This is a genomic window from Alkalicoccus chagannorensis DSM 18086 (assembly GCF_000429725.1).
Classification (GTDB): Bacteria; Bacillota; Bacilli; order Bacillales; family Salisediminibacteriaceae; genus Alkalicoccus; species Alkalicoccus chagannorensis.
The window spans coordinates 26684-44861 of the sequence record NZ_AUCK01000008.1; the positions used below are offsets into that span (position 1 = coordinate 26684).

Annotated in this window: 17 protein-coding genes; 14 read left to right on the plus strand and 3 right to left on the minus strand. The window is 52.7% G+C overall.

Features of this window, described 5'->3' with window-relative positions; genetic code table 11:
* The first annotated feature begins 93 nt into the window (after positions 1–93).
* On the plus strand, positions 94–1344 hold the full coding sequence (locus G477_RS0106580; protein ID WP_026697265.1) for an aspartate kinase: 1251 nt from the start codon (positions 94–96) through the stop codon (positions 1342–1344).
* A 266-nt stretch (positions 1345–1610) separates the two neighbouring features.
* On the opposite strand, the gene G477_RS0106585 is transcribed toward G477_RS0106580, so the two are convergent.
* The 3 genes from G477_RS0106585 to G477_RS0106595 form a co-directional block, all read right to left on the minus strand.
* Complete coding sequence (locus G477_RS0106585; protein ID WP_026697266.1) at positions 1611–4436, minus strand: MMPL/RND family transporter; 2826 nt, start codon at positions 4434–4436, stop codon at positions 1611–1613.
* Positions 4433–4879 carry a MarR family winged helix-turn-helix transcriptional regulator gene (locus tag G477_RS0106590; RefSeq protein ID WP_026697267.1) on the minus strand — a complete coding sequence of 149 codons (447 nt, stop codon included), beginning with the start codon at positions 4877–4879 and terminating at the stop codon, positions 4433–4435. The genes G477_RS0106585 and G477_RS0106590 overlap by 4 nt, the downstream gene beginning before the upstream one ends.
* An 86-nt stretch (positions 4880–4965) precedes the next feature.
* Positions 4966–5376: a DUF2507 domain-containing protein gene (locus tag G477_RS0106595; RefSeq protein ID WP_051287754.1), complete on the minus strand. Its 411-nt coding sequence runs from the start codon at positions 5374–5376 to the stop codon at positions 4966–4968.
* A 225-nt stretch (positions 5377–5601) separates the two neighbouring features.
* Here G477_RS0106595 and G477_RS0106600 point away from each other — a divergent pair, with 225 nt between their 5' ends.
* The 13 genes from G477_RS0106600 (at position 5602) to G477_RS0106660 (ending at position 18123) form a co-directional block, all read left to right on the plus strand.
* Positions 5602–6951 (plus strand): TrkH family potassium uptake protein, encoded by a 1350-nt coding sequence (locus G477_RS0106600; RefSeq protein WP_026697269.1) that lies wholly within the window; start codon positions 5602–5604, stop codon positions 6949–6951.
* A 430-nt stretch (positions 6952–7381) separates the two neighbouring features.
* Positions 7382–7996: a succinate dehydrogenase cytochrome b558 subunit gene (locus G477_RS0106605; RefSeq protein ID WP_026697270.1), complete on the plus strand. Its 615-nt coding sequence runs from the start codon at positions 7382–7384 to the stop codon at positions 7994–7996.
* Between the two features lie 22 nt (positions 7997–8018).
* The gene (sdhA, locus tag G477_RS0106610; protein WP_026697271.1) at positions 8019–9791 is read left to right on the plus strand and encodes a succinate dehydrogenase flavoprotein subunit; all 1773 of its coding nucleotides are present in this window, start codon (positions 8019–8021) and stop codon (positions 9789–9791) included.
* Entirely contained in the window at positions 9788–10552 is a 765-nt protein-coding gene (sdhB, locus tag G477_RS0106615; protein ID WP_026697272.1) for a succinate dehydrogenase iron-sulfur subunit, read from the plus strand. Before sdhA ends, sdhB begins: the two co-directional genes overlap by 4 nt.
* A gap of 88 nt (positions 10553–10640) precedes the next feature.
* Positions 10641–11081 (plus strand): acyl-CoA thioesterase, encoded by a 441-nt coding sequence (locus tag G477_RS0106620; RefSeq protein WP_026697273.1) that lies wholly within the window; start codon positions 10641–10643, stop codon positions 11079–11081.
* 68 nt (positions 11082–11149) lie between these two features.
* A complete protein-coding gene (locus G477_RS18925) occupies positions 11150–11980 on the plus strand; it encodes a PRD domain-containing protein (protein ID WP_051287756.1) in 831 nt (276 codons plus the stop codon).
* Between the two features lie 215 nt (positions 11981–12195).
* Positions 12196–12459 (plus strand): phosphocarrier protein HPr, encoded by a 264-nt coding sequence (locus G477_RS0106630; RefSeq protein ID WP_026697274.1) that lies wholly within the window; start codon positions 12196–12198, stop codon positions 12457–12459.
* A complete protein-coding gene (ptsP, locus tag G477_RS0106635) occupies positions 12459–14180 on the plus strand; it encodes a phosphoenolpyruvate--protein phosphotransferase (RefSeq protein WP_026697275.1) in 1722 nt (573 codons plus the stop codon). Before G477_RS0106630 ends, ptsP begins: the two co-directional genes overlap by 1 nt.
* 245 nt (positions 14181–14425) lie before the next feature.
* On the plus strand, positions 14426–14905 hold the full coding sequence (locus G477_RS0106640) for a MarR family winged helix-turn-helix transcriptional regulator (protein ID WP_026697276.1): 480 nt from the start codon (positions 14426–14428) through the stop codon (positions 14903–14905).
* Positions 14906–15055: 150 nt separating this feature from the next.
* A complete protein-coding gene (racE, locus tag G477_RS0106645) occupies positions 15056–15892 on the plus strand; it encodes a glutamate racemase (protein ID WP_035211449.1) in 837 nt (278 codons plus the stop codon).
* A gap of 362 nt (positions 15893–16254) precedes the next feature.
* The gene (gene rph, locus G477_RS0106650) at positions 16255–17019 is read left to right on the plus strand and encodes a ribonuclease PH (RefSeq protein WP_026697278.1); all 765 of its coding nucleotides are present in this window, start codon (positions 16255–16257) and stop codon (positions 17017–17019) included.
* Positions 17009–17611, plus strand: coding sequence for an XTP/dITP diphosphatase (locus tag G477_RS0106655; RefSeq protein WP_026697279.1), 603 nt, complete (start codon positions 17009–17011; stop codon positions 17609–17611). The genes rph and G477_RS0106655 overlap by 11 nt, the downstream gene beginning before the upstream one ends.
* Complete coding sequence (locus tag G477_RS0106660; protein ID WP_026697280.1) at positions 17608–18123, plus strand: metallophosphoesterase family protein; 516 nt, start codon at positions 17608–17610, stop codon at positions 18121–18123. Before G477_RS0106655 ends, G477_RS0106660 begins: the two co-directional genes overlap by 4 nt.
* The last annotated feature ends 55 nt before the right edge of the window (positions 18124–18178 follow it).

Below are 18178 nucleotides of genomic sequence, written 5' to 3' on the forward strand. Positions count from 1 at the left end.
AAAGGTGCCGCTCCCGGGGGAGGAACCGGGAGCTCAGCAACCCGTCCCGTTTGTGTAAACGGTGCGGCAGACAACCAAAGGAGGCTTTCAATAGTGGCTACGATCGTGCAGAAGTTCGGTGGTACTTCCGTCGGAGATACCGATAAAATCAAAAGAGTCGCCCAGCGGATCAAAGCTGGCATGGATGAAGGACACAACGTTGTCACCGTCGTGTCTGCGATGGGAAAATCAACGGACAAACTGGTAGAGCTCGCTGATGAAATCACAGATCATCCCGATCCACGGGAGATGGATATGCTGCTGACAACCGGGGAGCAAGTAACGATATCGCTTGTCGTCATGGCGCTGAAAGAACTCGGCGTTGAAGCCGTATCCCTTACCGGCTGGCAGGCCGGCATTGTCACAGAAGAAGTGCATCAGGATGCGCGTATTACCGATATACAGACAGAGACGCTGCAACAGCACCTGGACGAAGGCAAAGCTGTGCTCGTTGCAGGTTTTCAGGGTGTCAGTGAAGAAGGGAATATTACGACACTAGGGCGCGGCGGTTCAGATACAACCGCAGTAGCCCTTGCAGCCGCGCTGGACGCAGAAAGCTGCTCGATTTTCACGGATGTGACCGGTGTGTATACATCCGATCCGCGTTTTGTCAAAAAGGCACGTCAGCTCGGCAGCATCTCCTACGATGAAATGCTCGAGCTGGCCCACCTCGGAGCAGGAGTGCTGCATCCGCGCGCCGTTGAATTTGCGAAAAACTTTAACGTGAAGCTGATTGTCCGCTCGAGCATGGAAAATGTCGACGGAACAATCGTGGAGGAGGAAGCATCCATGGAACAGAATCTGACCGTCCGCGGTCTTGCTTTTGAGAAGAATATCACGAAAGTAACAGTAGAACGCCTCCCGAACCATTACGAGACGATGTCCAACTTGTTTAAACTGCTGGCAGACGAAGGCATCAATGTGGATATCATCATCCAGCAGATGACTGCCGATCACGGCGTGAACGTCTCGTTCTCGATTGACTCGTCCCATCTCGGTAAAACGCTTGATCTGATTCATGATGCGAAAGAAACCCTTATTTATTCGGAGGTAAGGCATGAGAGCTCCCTCTCCAAAGTGTCGATTGTCGGTTCCGGCATGATTTCGAATCCGGGTGTAGCAGCGGACATGTTCAAGGTGATGGCAGACGAGGAAGTCGCGATAAAGATGGTCAGCACTTCTGAAATTGCCGTATCTGCCGTTGTACCGGAACAGGATATGATTCGGGCATCTGAAGCACTTCACACACACTTTGGACTCGATGCGAAAGAGCAGGAGAAAATTGAGCTCGCCAAAAATGCCTGAACACCATCATCGAGCCGAAACGGAATAAACAACACAAAAGAAGCTGGGACAACATCGTTCTCCAGCACGTAAAAAACGCTTTCGATGATCCGATTTGGATCGTCGAAAGCGTTTTGTTTGTAAATCACAATCATGAATCTGCCTCCCTGCAGGGAACGTTTTCTCGATCACTGCAGGGAAAAGGCAGCCTCTGCTTCACATGAATATCCTTTTTTCCTTGATCGAAATGTGAACGTTCTGATCAAGGAAGACGCTGCCGCTGCGGGTTATTCCTTGCCGCCGCGGTCCTTGTTCTGTCTTGGAGCCGGTGGAGCAAAAGGCAGCCAGTTTGCCCGCTGGAACCATTTGGCCATAAGTGGAACGAACAGCGGCAGCATGACAAAGGCGTACAGCAGCAGACCGGTAAGGACAAGCGTGCCGATCTGTACCAGGGACAGAACGCCGGAAGGCATCATCGCACCAAACGTCCCTGCGAGAATGACAGCGGCAGACAGGATCACGGTTCCAATCTTTGTCATAGCAGCCTGCATGGCTTCCCGGACCGGCAGGGAGCCGGCATTCTCATTGAACCGGGCCATCAGAAAAATGGAGTAATCGACCCCGAGCGCCATGAGCATGACAAATCCAAAGAAAGGAACAGCCCAGCTGATACCCGGATAGCCGAAGCCGACGACGAAGATGGCCTCCGTCACTGCCATCGCAATGATGTACGTGCCGCTCAGCGATGCCAGAATATAAGCCGGCATGATCAAAGAACGGAGCATGAGCGTCAATACTAGAAAGATCCCTCCGAGCATGATGACGGCTGTCCGCACAAAATCAGCGTCGGATATATCGGACAGGTCGGCATTGACAGCCGGCAGTCCGCCAATGGAGTAGGTCATCTCGTCATCGGAGGAGCCGAGCGCGGTTCCTGTCTGGGACTGGACCGCTCCCATGACCTCCATCGCTTCGTTGGAGTACGGGTCGACATCCAGAATGATATCAAACAATGCTGCCTCTTCATCTGGGGCGGCGTACACATCGAAGACGTCATCGAGTTCCTCCAGAGCCTCTTCCGGTACAAAAAAGCCTTCCGAAGCGTAGCCTTCTGCTGAAGCGATCTCCCGCTGGAGATCATATAATTCTTCGAGGCCTTCTTCGATCTCTGCGGTGCCTTCGAGCACGTCATCCAATTCATCAGCCGTTTCTTCATACCCGGATGCCGCCCCGGCGAGGGCTTCACTTAATTCGGCGGTCCCGTCGGCCAGGTCTTCCTGCGAAGCGGCCAGATCTTCGAGTCCCGCGGCCGTCTCCTCCTGTCCGTCCGCCAGCTCCTCGAGGCCGTCAGCGGCAGCCCTCAGGCCGGAGGCACTTTCGTTCAGTCCGCCAGCGGATGCAAGAAGCTGCTGCTGTTGTTCCGGAGGGAGCTGGGAAGCAGTCTGTTCCAGTCCTGCAGCTGTCTCCTCAAGCCCTCCGGCAATGGACCTCTGCTCCGAAGCCGTTTGTGCGGAAGCGCCGGCGGCTTCCTGGACAGCAGCTGCCGCTTGCTCTGTCCCGGCAGCCGTCTCGCTCTGTCCTCCGCTGAGCTCCCCGGTGTCGGCCTGGAGATCTGCTGCGGCTTCGTACAACCCGTCCTGCAGCTCTTCTAATCCTTCATATAAAGAGGCGGTGCCATCGATTAACTCATCCAGACCGTCCGCTGATTCGTCCATCAAGCGGCTCATGCGGAAGTCGTCGATGGTGCTGCCATCCGGCCTTGTCAGACTGCGCACCTCGCCGACGCCGTCCAGCTGGGAGAGCTGCCCGGAAAGCTGTTCGACGAGGGAGAGCTTTTCGCTGTTCCGGAACGAGTCCGGACTGCTGACGACAACCTGGCCGGGAAACGCATCCCCAGGTCCGAATTTCTCGGCAACGAGGTCTACCGCCTGGACAGAAGGAGTATCTCGGTCGATTTCATCGAGGGATTCAAACGACAAGCGCTGTTCATAAAAGAGAAAAGAAGGGACAACCAGTGCAATGAGAATCAGGCTTGTCCAGCCTGGACGCAGCAGCGCGAACGTGCCGAGGCCTTTCCATATGCGGCTGTCCGTGTCCTCGAGTGTTCGTTTCGACGGCCAGAAGATCCGGCTGCCAAACAGCAGCAGTGCCGGCGGAACCCAGACGGTGATCGCGAGAACGAGAACAGCGATACCGACAGCGACACCGGAGGCGGACTGGTAAAGGTCAAAATCCGCCAAGCCGATAGCTGCAAATCCGATAAAGCCTGTGACAGCAGAGGAGAGTACAGTCGGTCCTACCGCCTTCATCGTTCTCGTCACAGCCTCTTCTCTCGTGCTGGAAACGGCCAGTTCTTCCTTAAATCGGTTCAGAACGAGAATGCAGTAGTCCGTCCCGATCCCGAAAAGGATAGCGACAATGAATATCTGGGTGAAGTTTGACACCGGAAATCCGGCCTGATCAATGAGAAAGGAAACGATCGGGACCGTGACAAGGTAGGCAGCTCCTACCGTGATCAGTGGAACAAACGGCGCTGTTACCGAACGGAACACGAGCAGCAGCACAGCAATGACGAAGATGACTGTAATGACTTCCGTTGTTGCAAGGCCTTCTTCCGAACTGATGATGACATCGTCTTCAATGATCGGCGAGCCGCTGACAAACACGGAGGTCTGATCCACCTCCGCGGCCAGTTCGAGTTCTTCTCTGATTAACGGAACGTCATTCAGCGACATGTCCATGGTGATGATGGCCATCGCCGTCGTTTCATCCTCGCTGATGAGCGCGCTGCCGCCCTCCTCCATGAACGGATGGGCGGTATCCTCGACGCCAAAGCCGCTGATCTCCTCTGGGAACTGCTGCAGGTGGTTCTCCAGCTCGGAAAGCTGCGGGGACGACAATCCGTCTTCGTCGTAATACACATACAGAATATCTTCCCCGCCCGATGCACCATGGGAGGCGAGCAGTTCATCTGTCACCGCCGTGGGATACCCTTCCGGAATGTCGAACTGTCCTTCTTCCCGGACCAGCTGATCCATATCCGGACTGGTCAAAAACAACACTGTACCAACGATGATCCAGAGAAATGGGAAAATCCAGATCCACTTTTTCATTCCTCATCCCCCTCGGACAGCCGCCGGCTCAGTTTCTCATAGACCCGTAGAAACGTGTGCCATTCTTCTTCTGTTAAATCCTGAATAATTGGTTCGATAAACGAGGCGGTAGCCTGTTCACACTGATGAAAGACATCTTTCCCTTTCTCTGTCAGCACCACAGCACGGGAGCGGCGGTCCTTTTCGTCCAGGCTCCGTCGGATCAGCCCTTCCTTTTCCAGGCGGTTCAATTTTGTCGACACCGCGCTTTTATGTACATCCACTTCTTCAGCGATGTCTTTCGCTGCGGCCTTTTCCTTGTTATAAAGCACCCGGAGAATGCCGAATTGTTCCAGGGATACCGGGAGCGCTTCATCGACGAGCTTTCTTTCCAGCTTTTTGACCGCGGCCAGGTATACGGTTGCATACTGATCGATAAATTGCTTCAGCTTCTGATCGTCCATCTTGAGATGCCTCCTGAATCGTCGTAGTCATTATAGTTTACCCCGTAAACTATTTCGGCGCAATCAGCAGGCACCAGCAGCTGTCGTTATGTCACCGCGTCTTTTCGATCCCATTTCACCTTGACTTCAATTTTGACCGGCTTCTTTTTCTTCACTTCATAGACGGCCTCTGTAAGGCATTCCGTTTCCATCTCGATCATCTGAGCAAGAAAACCGGCTTCCAGGGAATACGGGCGGTCGGCTGCATCACTATCGGTCTCGATCGTAAAGACTTTTTCGTTCTTGGCTGTTTTTTTCTCCTCCAGCCATCCCCAGTTCGACTCCGCAAAAAACGTAACGAGCTCCTCAGAACCGAGGGCTCCTTGTTCTCTTGCAAGCGCGCGGCCGCCCCAGTATAAAATAATTTCTTCATCTTCTCCGAGGAGCAGCGGCAGCAGTTCGTGGCGGAGCCGGTGATAGCTTTTGGAAGAAATCGTGGATTCAGGTGTGGTTGACATGTGCTTCATCCTTACTTATTGTTTAAATTTACTGTCAGACACAGATGTGCTGCAGTAGGCAGAATAATCATAGTCTATCACAGGAAAAAGAATTACTGCAGGGAATGGAAGAAACTGCAGGGGTCTGATATACTGAAGCGCGTACTACTGCAGGAACTGCATGGACAGCTGCAGGTCTTAGATCGTATTACATATCTTGATATAAACGAAAGCCTGGTGATTGCGATGCGCTTGGGAATGACACGGTTTCTCAGCCCGTTCCGGATAATTGTTATCTCCTATCTTGGAGCTATGTTTGTGTTCAGCCTCTTATTGTTCAGCCCTTTCACATCATACGATGGTGTACAGGTTTCTTATACCGAAGCATTGTTCACGGCAGTAAGTGCTGTGAGTGTAACGGGGCTGACCGTTGTCAACGTAGCAGAAACGTATAACTGGATAGGTGTCCTTTTTTTAGCGCTGGCGATACAGCTGGGCGGGATCGGAGTGATGACGCTCGGTACCTTTGTCTGGATGGTGCTCGGGCGGAAAATCCCTCTGTCTCAGCGGATGCTGATCATGGTGGACCAGAACCAGATCTCTTTTTCCGGGCTGGTCAAATTAATGCGCGGGATACTCGGCGTGGCGATCGTGATCGAAGCCGCCGGGGCGCTCATTCTCGGAACATACTACCTGAACTATTTTGACAGCACGTGGGAAGCCTATTATCAAGGTGCGTTCAGTGCGCTTTCTGCCTTCACGAATGCCGGATTCGATATTACGGGGGAATCACTCATTCCCTTTGTGGATGATTACTTCGTCCAGCTCGTCCACATTCTGCTGATTTTTTCCGGAGCGATCGGTTTTCCGGTTCTCATGGAGCTGAAAGCGTATTTTTCACCTGCTAATCCGAATTTCCGCTTCAGCCTTTTCACGAAAATTGCCGTATCCACCTACTTCATTGTTTTTGTGATCGGCACCGGCAGTCTCTGGCTGCTGGAAATAGGCGAACATTACGAAGGCATGAGCTGGCATTCACAGCTGTTTTTTTCCATGTTTAACTCCGCAACCGCAAGAAGCGGTGGACTTTCGACGATGGATATGAATGACTTGACGCTTGCAAGTCTGCTGTTAATCTCCGGGCTCATGATTATCGGAGCGAGTCCTTCCAGTGTGGGCGGAGGCATCCGGACGACGACGCTGGCCGTCATGTTTCTGACCATCCGCTCGTTTGCGATGGGGCGGGAGGACGTGAAAGTCTTTGGAAGAGAGATTCATCCGGAAGATAAACAAAAGGCATTCATCGTCCTGTCGGTGTTCGCCGTCGGCTTGTTCACGGCCGTCATTCTCATATCCGCCTTCGAGGGCAGCGGGGAATTTGCTTTAATGGCTATCTTATTTGAGGCAAGTTCCGCGTTCGGAACGTGCGGACTATCCATGGGCATCACGCCGGATCTTACCTTCCCGAGCCAGGTAGTCCTGATGGTCTTGATGCTGATCGGGCGGGTAGGACTTGTTGCTTTCCTCTTCTCGATTCGTGGGGAAGAAAAGAAAACGCCGTACAAGTATCCAACCGAGCGTATTATCATCGGGTAGTCCTGCCGTTGAGCATTCGTTCACTTTTTCCCATGTCACCCTTCCATCACGCTGCAGTCCGACTGCAGCGTGATCTGTTTTTGTCCGCCGAGTTTTCGTGAACATAACGTTCTTGGCTCTCTGCATGGTTTCAGTAGAGAGGGAAAGATCGCACCGGACTCTATTGTCAGAGATTTCACATGATCCCCTTCTTTTTCTGAGTAAATATGATACAATTTAAATCGTGACGCGATGAATTGTCTTACATAAGCGCTCCTGTGAGCAGTGTTCTCTGAATCCGCTTTCTTGACTATGCCTGACCGTGGGCGTAAAATATTACTTGTCAAAAACCTTCTGACATCACGGCAGGACAGCATGGATCAAGAAAGGGAGGGGATTGAACACAATGACATTTATCGTAACAAACCAACGTGTCTAGGGGGAAAGTCAGATGTCATCTAACCGCGAGTTTTTGTACCGAAGGCTCCACTCCCTGCTCGGTGTCATTCCGATCGGGGCATTTCTCATCGTTCACCTAACCGTGAACTGGTTTGCAGTACGCGGGCGTGAAGAGTATAACGCGGCTGCCGCTTTCATGGAAGCACTGCCGTTCCGTTACGCCATGGAAATTGGCCTCATTTTCCTACCGATCATTTTCCACGCAGTCTATGGCCTGTATATCGCCTTTCAGGCCCGCAACAACACATCCCAGTTCGGCTATTTCCGAAATTGGATGTTCCGCTTCCAGCGGATTTCCGGTGTCATCGTATTAATATTTATCACTTGGCATGTGTGGGAGACGAGACTCGCCGCTGCCTTTGGCGCCGAAGTCAACTTCAGCATGATGGAAGATATTGTCGCCAACCCGGCCGCTTTAATCGCTTATATTATCGGTATTACGGCAACAACCTTCCATTTCGCAAACGGTCTCTGGTCTTTTGCTGTCACATGGGGTATTACTGTAACGCCGCGTTCCCAACAAATTGCCACGTACGTTTCAATCGGGGTTTTCGCTGCACTGACATTCGTCGGTATCCGCTCAATCCTCGCATTTGTCGGCGTGTAGCATACGAAGGAGTGTCGATCGCATGAGTAAAGGAGATATTATTGTTGTCGGAGGCGGCCTGGCCGGCCTGATGGCAACAATCAAAGCAGCAGAAAAAGGGAAGCACGTAAAACTTTTCTCCATTGTACCCGTTAAACGTTCCCACTCTGTCTGTGCCCAGGGCGGCATCAATGGTGCCCTGAACACAATGGGGGAAGGGGACTCTACCTGGGAGCATTTTGACGACTCTGTCTATGGCGGAGACTTTCTTGCCAACCAGCCGCCCGTAAAGGCCATGGCGGATGCCGCACCAGGCATTATCCATCTGCTCGACCGTATGGGCGTGATGTTCAACCGGACGCCGGAAGGACTTCTGTCTCTGCGGCGTTTCGGTGGAACACAGCACCACCGTACTGCCTATGCCGGAGCAACGACCGGCCAGCAGCTGCTTTACGCACTGGATGAGCAGGTTCGGCGTCATGAGACGAACGGTCTCGTAACGAAATACGAAGGCTGGGAGTTTCTGCATGCTGTTCTGGATGAAGACAACGCCTGCCGCGGGATTACCGCGCAAAACCTGAATTCCTCGGAAATTGAATCTTTCCGCTCGGATGCCGTCATCATGGCGACGGGAGGACCTGGTATCGTCTTCGGGAAGTCGACGAACTCCATGATCAATACCGGCTATGCTGCAGCGGCCGTCTATGAGCAGGGTGTTTACTACGCGAACGGGGAATTCATTCAGATTCACCCAACGGCTATCCCGGGAGATGACAAGCTGCGACTGATGAGTGAGTCGGCCCGCGGAGAAGGCGGTCGAGTATGGACGTATGATGAGAACGGCAAGCCGTGGTACTTCCTGGAAGAGAAGTATCCTGCATACGGCAACCTCGTCCCACGGGATATCGCCACACGTGAAATTTTCCACGTCTGTGTCGACCTGAAGCGCGGCATCAACGGGGAGAACATGGTGTATCTGGACCTCTCCCATAAGGATCCAAAAGAACTCGACATCAAACTCGGCGGCATCATGGAGATCTATGAGAAGTTCATGGGCGATGATCCGCGTAAAGTACCAATGAAAATCTTCCCTGCCGTGCACTATTCCATGGGCGGTCTCTGGGTCGACTACGATCAGATGACCAACATTCCTGGACTGTTCGCAGCCGGAGAAGTAGATTACTCCATCCATGGTGCGAACCGCCTCGGAGCAAACTCGCTGCTCTCTTCTATCTATGGCGGCATGGTTGCCGGACCGAACGCGGTGGACTACGTGCTCGGACTGGAAAAGTCTGCGGAAGATATGCCCAGTGATATTTTTGATAAGCAGGTACAGGAGGATCAGGAGTCCTTTGAGAACATTCTCAGCATGAACGGGGAAGAGAATGCCTTCCAGATTCACCAGGAGCTTGGTCAGTGGATGACAGAGAACGTGACGGTTGTCCGGGACAACAAGAAACTTCGGGAGACGGATGATAAGATCAAGGAACTGCTGGAGCGCTATGAGAAGATCAATCTGGCTGACACGGCGAAATGGACAAACCAGAGTGCGATGTTTGTCCGTCAGTTGAAGTCGATGCTCAACCTGGCGCGGGTTCTAACGCTCGGCGCCTACAACCGAAATGAGAGCCGCGGCGCTCATTACAAGCCGGAGTTTCCGGAACGTAACGACGAAGACTTCCTGAAAACAACGAAAGCAAAATACAATCCGGTATCGAAAGATCCCGAATTTGAATACGAAGATGTAGACGTTTCGCTGATTCCTCCACGGAAACGCGACTATACCTCTACCAAGAAAGCTGGTGAAAAGGCATGAGCGACCAGACAATCGAAATGATCATCGTACGTCAGGAAGATCCGGATAGTTCTTCCTACGAGCAGAAGTTTTCGATTCCTTATCGAAGCAACATGAACGTCATTTCCGCACTGATGGAAATCCGCCGTAACCCGGTGGATGCCGAAGGGAACAACACGACGCCGGTCGCTTGGGATGCAAGCTGTCTGGAAGAAGTCTGCGGTGCCTGTTCTATGGTCATCAACGGTAAACCGAGACAGTCCTGTACGGCGCTGATTGATAAGCTGGAACAGCCGATCCGCCTCGAGCCGATGAATACGTTCCCGGTTATGCGTGATCTGACTGTCGATCGCAGCCGCATGTTCGACTCGCTGAAGCGGGTCAAGGCCTGGGTGCCGATCGACGGCACGCACGACCTTGGACCAGGACCGAGAATGCCGGAAGCGAAGCGCCAGTGGGCGTACGAGCTCTCCAAGTGCATGTCCTGCGGTGTCTGCCTGCAGGCCTGCCCGAACGTAAACGACAAGTCCGATTTCATCGGGCCGGCAGCTCTGTCCCAGGTGCGTCTCTTTAACGCCCATCCGACAGGGGCGATGCACAAAGCGGAACGTCTTGAAACGCTGATGGAAGGCGACGGCGGTATTGCAAACTGCGGGAACTCTCAGAACTGTGTTGAGGCGTGCCCGAAGGAAATTCCGCTGACAACCTCAATCGCAGCACTCAACCGTGCGACAACACTGCAGTCGTTCAAGAACTTCTTTGGTTCCGATAACACTGCGTAAGCGAGTGAGCCTGTTCTCCTCCGGGAGGACAGGCTTCTCTATCATCAAGTAATGAATAGTCATTCATTTTAGAGGAGGAGTCGATACAATGGGAATGCCGGCCTACATACAGAACCCTGCCGAGTGGCAGGAAGGATTCACGTTTTTTGATCATGCACGCGTGCGCTTTTCAGAAACGGATGCGTTCGGTCACGTGAATAATACGGTTGCCTTTGTTTATTTTGAGCAGGCGAGAATCAACTACTTTCAATCCCTCGGCCTGATGCAGGACTGGATGGAAGGGGAGTCGATTATCGTGACCGGAGACCTGCAGTGTGACTATCACAGGCAGGTGACGTTTGGAGAAGCACTGACCATCGGAGTCAAGACAGCCTCTGTCGGCCGGACCTCCATCGACGTTCACTATATGGTCACGAATGAAAAGCAGGAGCTCTGCATGACGGGCAGAGGGCGGATTGTCCAGATTCATAAACAGACAGGACAATCGCATCCCTGGTCCGATGCTGTCAGCGCGAAGCTGCAGGCTTAAGCCGCTGTCATCTCCTTGCATCCTCCCGGGACTCACTTTATGATAGGGAAGAACGGGAGGAGCGTATTATGAACGACACATACACGGTGATGAAAGCAGTGAATAACAACGTTGTCATCTGTAAAAAGGAAGATGGGGGCGAAGCAGTCTTTATCGGCAAAGGAATCGGGTTCGGACGCAGGCAGGGACAAGTATTCGATTCAAGCAGCTACGATAAAGTGTATGCGCTCGTCAATGAGCAGGAACGGGAGCAGTATTACCGCTTGACCCAGCAGGAACCGGAAGAGACGATGCTCATGATTCATGAAGCGCTGACGACGATTCATGAAGCGATTGGAAGACAGCTCAATGAACGGGTCCATTTCGCTTTGACCCAGCATCTCGTTCTGGCATTGCAGCGCACGCGGGACGAAACCGAGATTCAGAATCCGTTTCTCACAGAGACGAAATGGCTCTACTATGATACGTATGCCGTTGCAGAAGAAGTGGTGGATTTTATTTATCGCCGGACGGGCCTGCGCCTGCCGGATGCCGAAATCGGGTTTATCACCCTCCATATTCAGAGTGCGGTCCGTCACCCCGACCGCCACGAACCGGATTTGACTACCCGGTGTGTTCACTATGCCGAAGAGAAGCTCGGCGTCACGTTTGACCGGCAGCATCCTGCTTTCCAGCAGCTCGTCCAGTACATCCGGATGCTCGCTGAAACGCCGGTTGCGCATCGAACGGAAGAGGTGGACCGGCAGATCGATTCGTTGTTGAAAGAATCTCATCCTTCATGCTATACTATTTCACGTAACATCATTCGTATGCTCGAAAAGGCAGGCGGTTCCAAAGCGGAAGCTAGAAGTTACAACCAGCTTGTGCTTCACCTTTTATCTGCCGCAGGAACGAACTGAATATACACATTACGTGTAACTGACACGATCAGGCATGAGTAATGCAGCAGGTTGGACCGGAGTCGTCTACCCTCTGTACTGCTCATGCTTTTTTTTGTGTATAACTTGCGCCTGGAAGCGTTCACTTGTATGATGAAAAACATATGAACGTGTTTCTCTGATTGTGAATTCGAATGATGAAAAAAGAAGCAAATCCATTAAAGGAGTGTTTGATCATGGCAGAACAACAGTACAAAATTACCGCAGAGACAGGAATCCACGCACGTCCGGCTACGCAGCTGGTCAACAAAGCGGGGCAGTTTGAATCAGAAGTAACGCTTGAATATAACGGGAAGTCCGTCAACCTGAAGTCCATCATGGGCGTCATGTCCCTCGGTGTCAGCCAGGGAGCGGAAGTAACCATCAAGGCGGAAGGTCCGGACGAACAGGAAGCGATCTCTGCGCTCGACGAAGTCATGAAGCAGGGGCTGTCTGAGTAATGAGCAGAAAGCTCACAGGCATCGGGGCTTCGGCCGGGATTGCTATTGCGAAGGCTTTCCGCTACGAAGAACCCGATTTAACCGTGGAGAAAAAGACCGGCGTCGACGTGAAAAAGGAGCTGCAGTCTCTTGATGCAGCGCTGGAAAAGTCGCGCGCGGAGCTGGAGCAGATCAAAGAGAAGACGATGAACGACCTCGGAGAAGAGCATGCAGAGATCTTTTCCGCGCATCTGCTCGTGCTGAGTGATCCTGAATTCGTCGATGCGGTGAAACAGAAAGTACAGGACGATGAGATCAATGCCTCTTTCGCTCTGAATGAAAAAGCAGATGAATTCATCATGATCTTTGAGAGCATGGATAATGCCTACATGAAAGAACGCGCGGCGGATATCCGGGATGTATCCAAACGTGTCCTCTCCCATCTGCTTGGGAAGCCGATTGTTTCACTGGCAGAGCTGGATGAGGAAGTTATCATCGTCGGGGAGGACCTGACCCCATCAGATACCGCGCAGCTGAATAAGACGTACGTGAAAGGCTTTGTGACGAACATCGGCGGCAGAACTTCCCATTCCGCTATTATGGCACGTTCGCTGGAGATCCCTGCCGTCGTCGGGACGAAAGAAGTAACCAGCAGCACCAAGCAGCACGGGATGGTGATTGTTGATGGCATCGACGGCACCGTTATCATTAACCCGACGGAGGAAGAACTTCAGACCTACCGGCGTAAGCAGGAAGAGTTTGAAGAAAAGAAAGCAGAATGGGCGAAGCTGAAAGACGAGCCCTCTGTCTCTGCCGATGGTCATCATGTGGAGCTTGCTGCGAATATCGGGACTCCTGAGGATCTCGACGGGGTGAAAGAAAACGGAGCCGAAGGTGTTGGTCTGTACCGCACCGAGTTTCTCTACATGGGACGAAACGAGCTTCCTACCGAAGAAGAACAGTTCAAAGCATATAAGGCGGTTGCTGAAGGCATGAACGGCCGTCCGGTCGTGATTCGCACGCTGGATATCGGGGGAGATAAGGAACTTCCTTACCTCGACCTTCCGAATGAGATGAATCCTTTTCTCGGCTTCCGTGCCATCCGCCTCTGTCTGGAGATGGAAGACATGTTCCGGACGCAGCTGCGTGCCCTTCTTCGTGCCGGCGCCTTTGGCAACTTGAAAATCATGTTTCCGATGATCGCGACACTGGAAGAATTCCGACAGGCGAAGGCGCTTCTTGATGACGAGCGGGAGAAGCTGAAACAAGAAGGTACAGCTGCTGCAGAAGAGCTCGAAGTCGGCATCATGGTGGAGATCCCATCCACAGCCGTCATGGCACCGCAGTTTGCGGAAGAAGTCGATTTCTTCAGCATCGGCACCAACGACCTGATTCAGTACACGATGGCAGCGGACCGGATGAACGAACGGGTCTCGTACCTGTATCAGCCGTACAGTCCTGCAATCCTGAATCTCGTGAAGATGGTGATTGATGCAGCACATGCGAAAGGCAAATGGGCCGGCATGTGCGGGGAAATGGCAGGCGATGAAACGGCGATTCCACTGCTGCTCGGCCTGGGACTGGACGAGTTCAGTATGAGTGCGACATCCATCCTGCCGGCGCGTACACAGCTGCTCGGCCTCTCGAAAGAAGAGGCAGCTTCTGCAGCTGAAGAAGCGCTCCAGCTGCGAACGAGCACAGAAGTACAGGAGCTGGTCCAGGAACGTTTCATAAAAAAATAATCTATTTTCTCCACCATCCGGAGGCGGTTCCCATGCTGTCTCCGGATTTTCCTATAATGAGCCCCGGCCGCTGATGTGGAGCTGTTTTGTAACTTTTTTATGATGCTGTCGTCTATCATGCTGCAGGACAATGGATAGGGATATGATTGAAAATTCGCGCACTTTTTGTCAGTACAGCCTTGATATTCACATAAAAAAAGATGACAATAGTAGTAATTGCTGAAGAATCGAAAGGGGAGTCTATCATGGCTGAAAAGTCTGAAGTTGTAACAACGAATCCGGAGCAGGTGGCAGCTATTGAAAAATCGCTGCGGATGATTGCCGACATCATCAAGCAGAAAGGCCGTGAGATCTTAAACGAATTTCCGATTACGCCGCCGCAGTTTGTCGCCCTTCAATGGCTCCATGAGTACGGGGATATGACAATCGGGGAGCTGTCGAACAAAATGTACCTCGCCTGCAGTACGACGACAGACCTTATCGACCGCATGGAAAAGAACGAACTTGTGGAACGGGTAAAAGACACGAATGACCGGCGTGTCGTAAGGATTCAGCTGCTGGACAAAGGCAGGACGATCATCCAGGAAGTGATTCAGCAGCGTCAGGTGTACCTGCAGCATGTCCTGGATGATTTCTCCGGTGAGAACGTCGATTTCCTGGAGCAGAGCCTGAGCCAGCTGTTCGATGAAATGAAACGGGATGCGGAGACGTGGAAATCGTTTTAAGAGAAGCTTCATACCGGGACGTGGGACGTTCCCTTCCTGCCGCGGGCCATCGAGCGCAGATGCCCGCGGCGGTCTCCGCTGCCGGGGCCGATTCCGGCAGGGACATCGACCGACAGCAGAGACTGATCACCAAAGAGAAAGAGGATGCATATGCAGGGCGAAGACAAAGCAAGAAGACCGATTGGCGTCATTGATTCCGGGGTGGGCGGACTGACCGTTGCTTCCGAGCTGATCCGGCAGCTGCCGAAAGAAGAAATTTTATACGTAGGGGACACGAAACGTTGTCCGTACGGGCCCCGTCCCGAATCGGAAGTGCGTCAGTATACATGGGAAATGATCCATTACTTAATGAAAAAAGACATTAAAATGCTTGTCATCGCCTGCAATACAGCTACCGCGGTGGTGCTGGAGGAAGCGAAGATGATGCTTCCAATTCCTATCATCGGAGTTATCCATCCAGGTGCTGTGGCAGCGCTGAAGGCGACGAGGAATGAACATATCGGGGTGATCGGGACGGAAGGAACCATCTACAGCGGCGCCTACCATCGGGAGCTTACGGATATCAACAGCGACGTAAGGGTGGTAAGCCTTGCCTGTCCACCTTTCGTTCCGCTCGTGGAATCCGGCAGGACCGACTTCGCCGAAGCAGCGGACGTCGTTGAAGAGGTCCTGGCTCCGATGATGGCGTATGATATCGACTGCCTGATTCTCGGCTGTACGCATTATCCGATCCTCGCACCAGTCATCCGGAAAACGATGGGCGACAGCGTCAAGGTTATTTCTTCCGGCGAGGAAACGGCCCGGGAAGTCAGTTCACTGCTGTACTTTCAGGAAATGCTGTACAGCGGAGACCGCAGACCGAAGCACCGCTTCTTCACCACGGGAAGCGCCGAAGCTTTCAGCCTTACAGCGGATGAATGGCTGGAGAAAGAATCCCCTGTAGAACACGTGACACTTGAAACCCCCATCGCAGCAGGATACTTGTAATCCGCTGCTATCCTTATCAGCACATACCATTCGCGTTTTTCGCGACGGAACCTCCTCTTTCCCCTTACCGGGAAGGAGGAGGTTTGTTTAGAATATAGGAATGTAAAAGTTCTCATACAGTGTGACGGCGGCTCCATGCGCTGCTCGGGAAGAAACAAAGCACGTTTTCTTCCCTCAAAAAGCTTGCAGCGCTTCCGCACGCCGTTCCGACCAAAAGCAGGAAAAGCAGCGGTGCGCTGTTACCTGGATGCTGCATTGCGGAATTCCCGCTGCAGGCCCGTTGAAAAAAACGAGCGCAGCACGTATGATAGTAGAGGTAATAGAACGTGAGAAGGATCGATAGATAAAAGGAGCGTGTCAGCATGCGGACCAACGATCGTCCAGCATTAAAGAAACGGAATGTAGAAGTCATTCCTCATTATATTAAACATCCGGAAGGATCTGTGCTTATTTCCTTCGGCGATACGAAAGTCATTTGTTCTGCGAGTGTAGAAAACAAAGTACCTCCTTTCCTGCGCGGCAAAGGTACAGGCTGGATCACAGCGGAATACGCGATGCTCCCGAGAGCAACCGAACAGCGGAACATCCGGGAATCCTCGAAAGGGAAAGTAGCCGGAAGAACAATGGAGATCCAGCGGCTGATTGGCCGGGCCCTCCGCTCCGTTGTCCAGCTCGATACGCTTGGAGAACGAACGATCTGGGTGGACTGTGATGTCATTCAAGCCGATGGAGGAACCAGGACGGCTGCGGTCACCGGCGCCTTTCTTGCTGTTGGTCTGGCGGTCGAAAAACTCATGAAAAACGGAGCATTAAAAGAGAACCCGCTCACTGGCTATCTGGCTGCGATTTCCGTCGGTATGAACAGCAGCGGCGAAACGCTGCTGGACCTCGATTACAAGGAAGACTCGCAGGCGGATGTCGACATGAACGTCGTCATGAAAAGCGGCGGCCGCCTTGTGGAAGTACAGGGTACCGGGGAAGAAGCGACCTTCAACCGCCACCAGATGAACGACATGCTTGATGCAGCGGAGTCCGGCATCGACGAACTGTTTGAGCTGCAGAAGGAACTTCTCGGTGACTTCGGCTCAACCATTCCAGCGGAAAAGGAGGAGACACATGCCACGTGATCTCTTCATTGCTTCGAACAATGCCGGAAAAATGAAAGAGTTTAAAGCATTCTTTGAACCGAAAGGGTTTACGGTAAAATCTCTGTCTGACCTGCCGGAAGAGGTGGATGTCGTTGAAGACGGCACGACGTTTGAAGAAAATGCAGCGAAAAAGGCGGAGGAAATCGGGCGGAAGTTCGACATCCCTGTTCTGGCCGACGATTCCGGCCTGGAAGTCGACGCGCTGGACGGCGCTCCTGGCGTTTACTCTGCACGTTTTGCCGGAGAACAAAAAGAGGACAGCGCCAACAATGCCCTGCTTCTGGAAAAAATGAGCGGGATAGAAGACCGGCGCGCTAGGTTCGTCTGCGTCCTCGCCCTGTCCTTCCCCGGAGAGGACACCATTCTTGTCCGAGGTACGGTGGAAGGAGAAATTGCTCAAAGCCTGCGGGGGACAGAAGGATTCGGCTATGACCCCCTCTTCTATTTACCGGATCGGAACAAGGTGATGGCGGAATTGGAACGGGATGAAAAAAACGACATCAGCCACCGGGCGGATGCATTGAAGAAATTATCCAACGTCTGGACCAACTGGAAGGAGGCGGACGAATGAAACTGTTGATTATGAGTGACAGCCACGGCTGGGATCAGGAAGTGAAAGAGGTGGTGGAACGCCACCGGTCAGAAGTAGACGGCATCTTCCACTGTGGCGATTCCGAGCTGTCTGCTGCCTCCGCTGCGCTGCAGGATGTACAGACTGTCCGCGGCAACTGCGACATGGACCATCATCTCCCGAATGAAATTTCAGAGACCGTAGAAGGACTCCGTGTGTTTGCAGCACACGGACATCTGCTCAGTGTAAAAACAACCTCGATGAACCTGCTGTATAAAGCCGACGAAGAACAGGCCGATCTCGTCTGCTTCGGTCACACGCACACGCCGACAGCTGTCCAGAGTGACGGCACGGTGCTCATCAACCCTGGCAGCATGCGTCTCCCCCGTCAGTATCCGGAAGGAACGTACGTCCTTGCGGAAAAGAACGGAAGCAGTCTGCACGTGAGATTTTACAAGATGGATGGAAGAGAAGCGGAAGAACTGTCAAAAACTTTTCAGCTCGAAGGTTGACAGCGGCCCCGCAATTGTTTATATTGGATATTGTCGCTGACAGCAGAACAGCCTG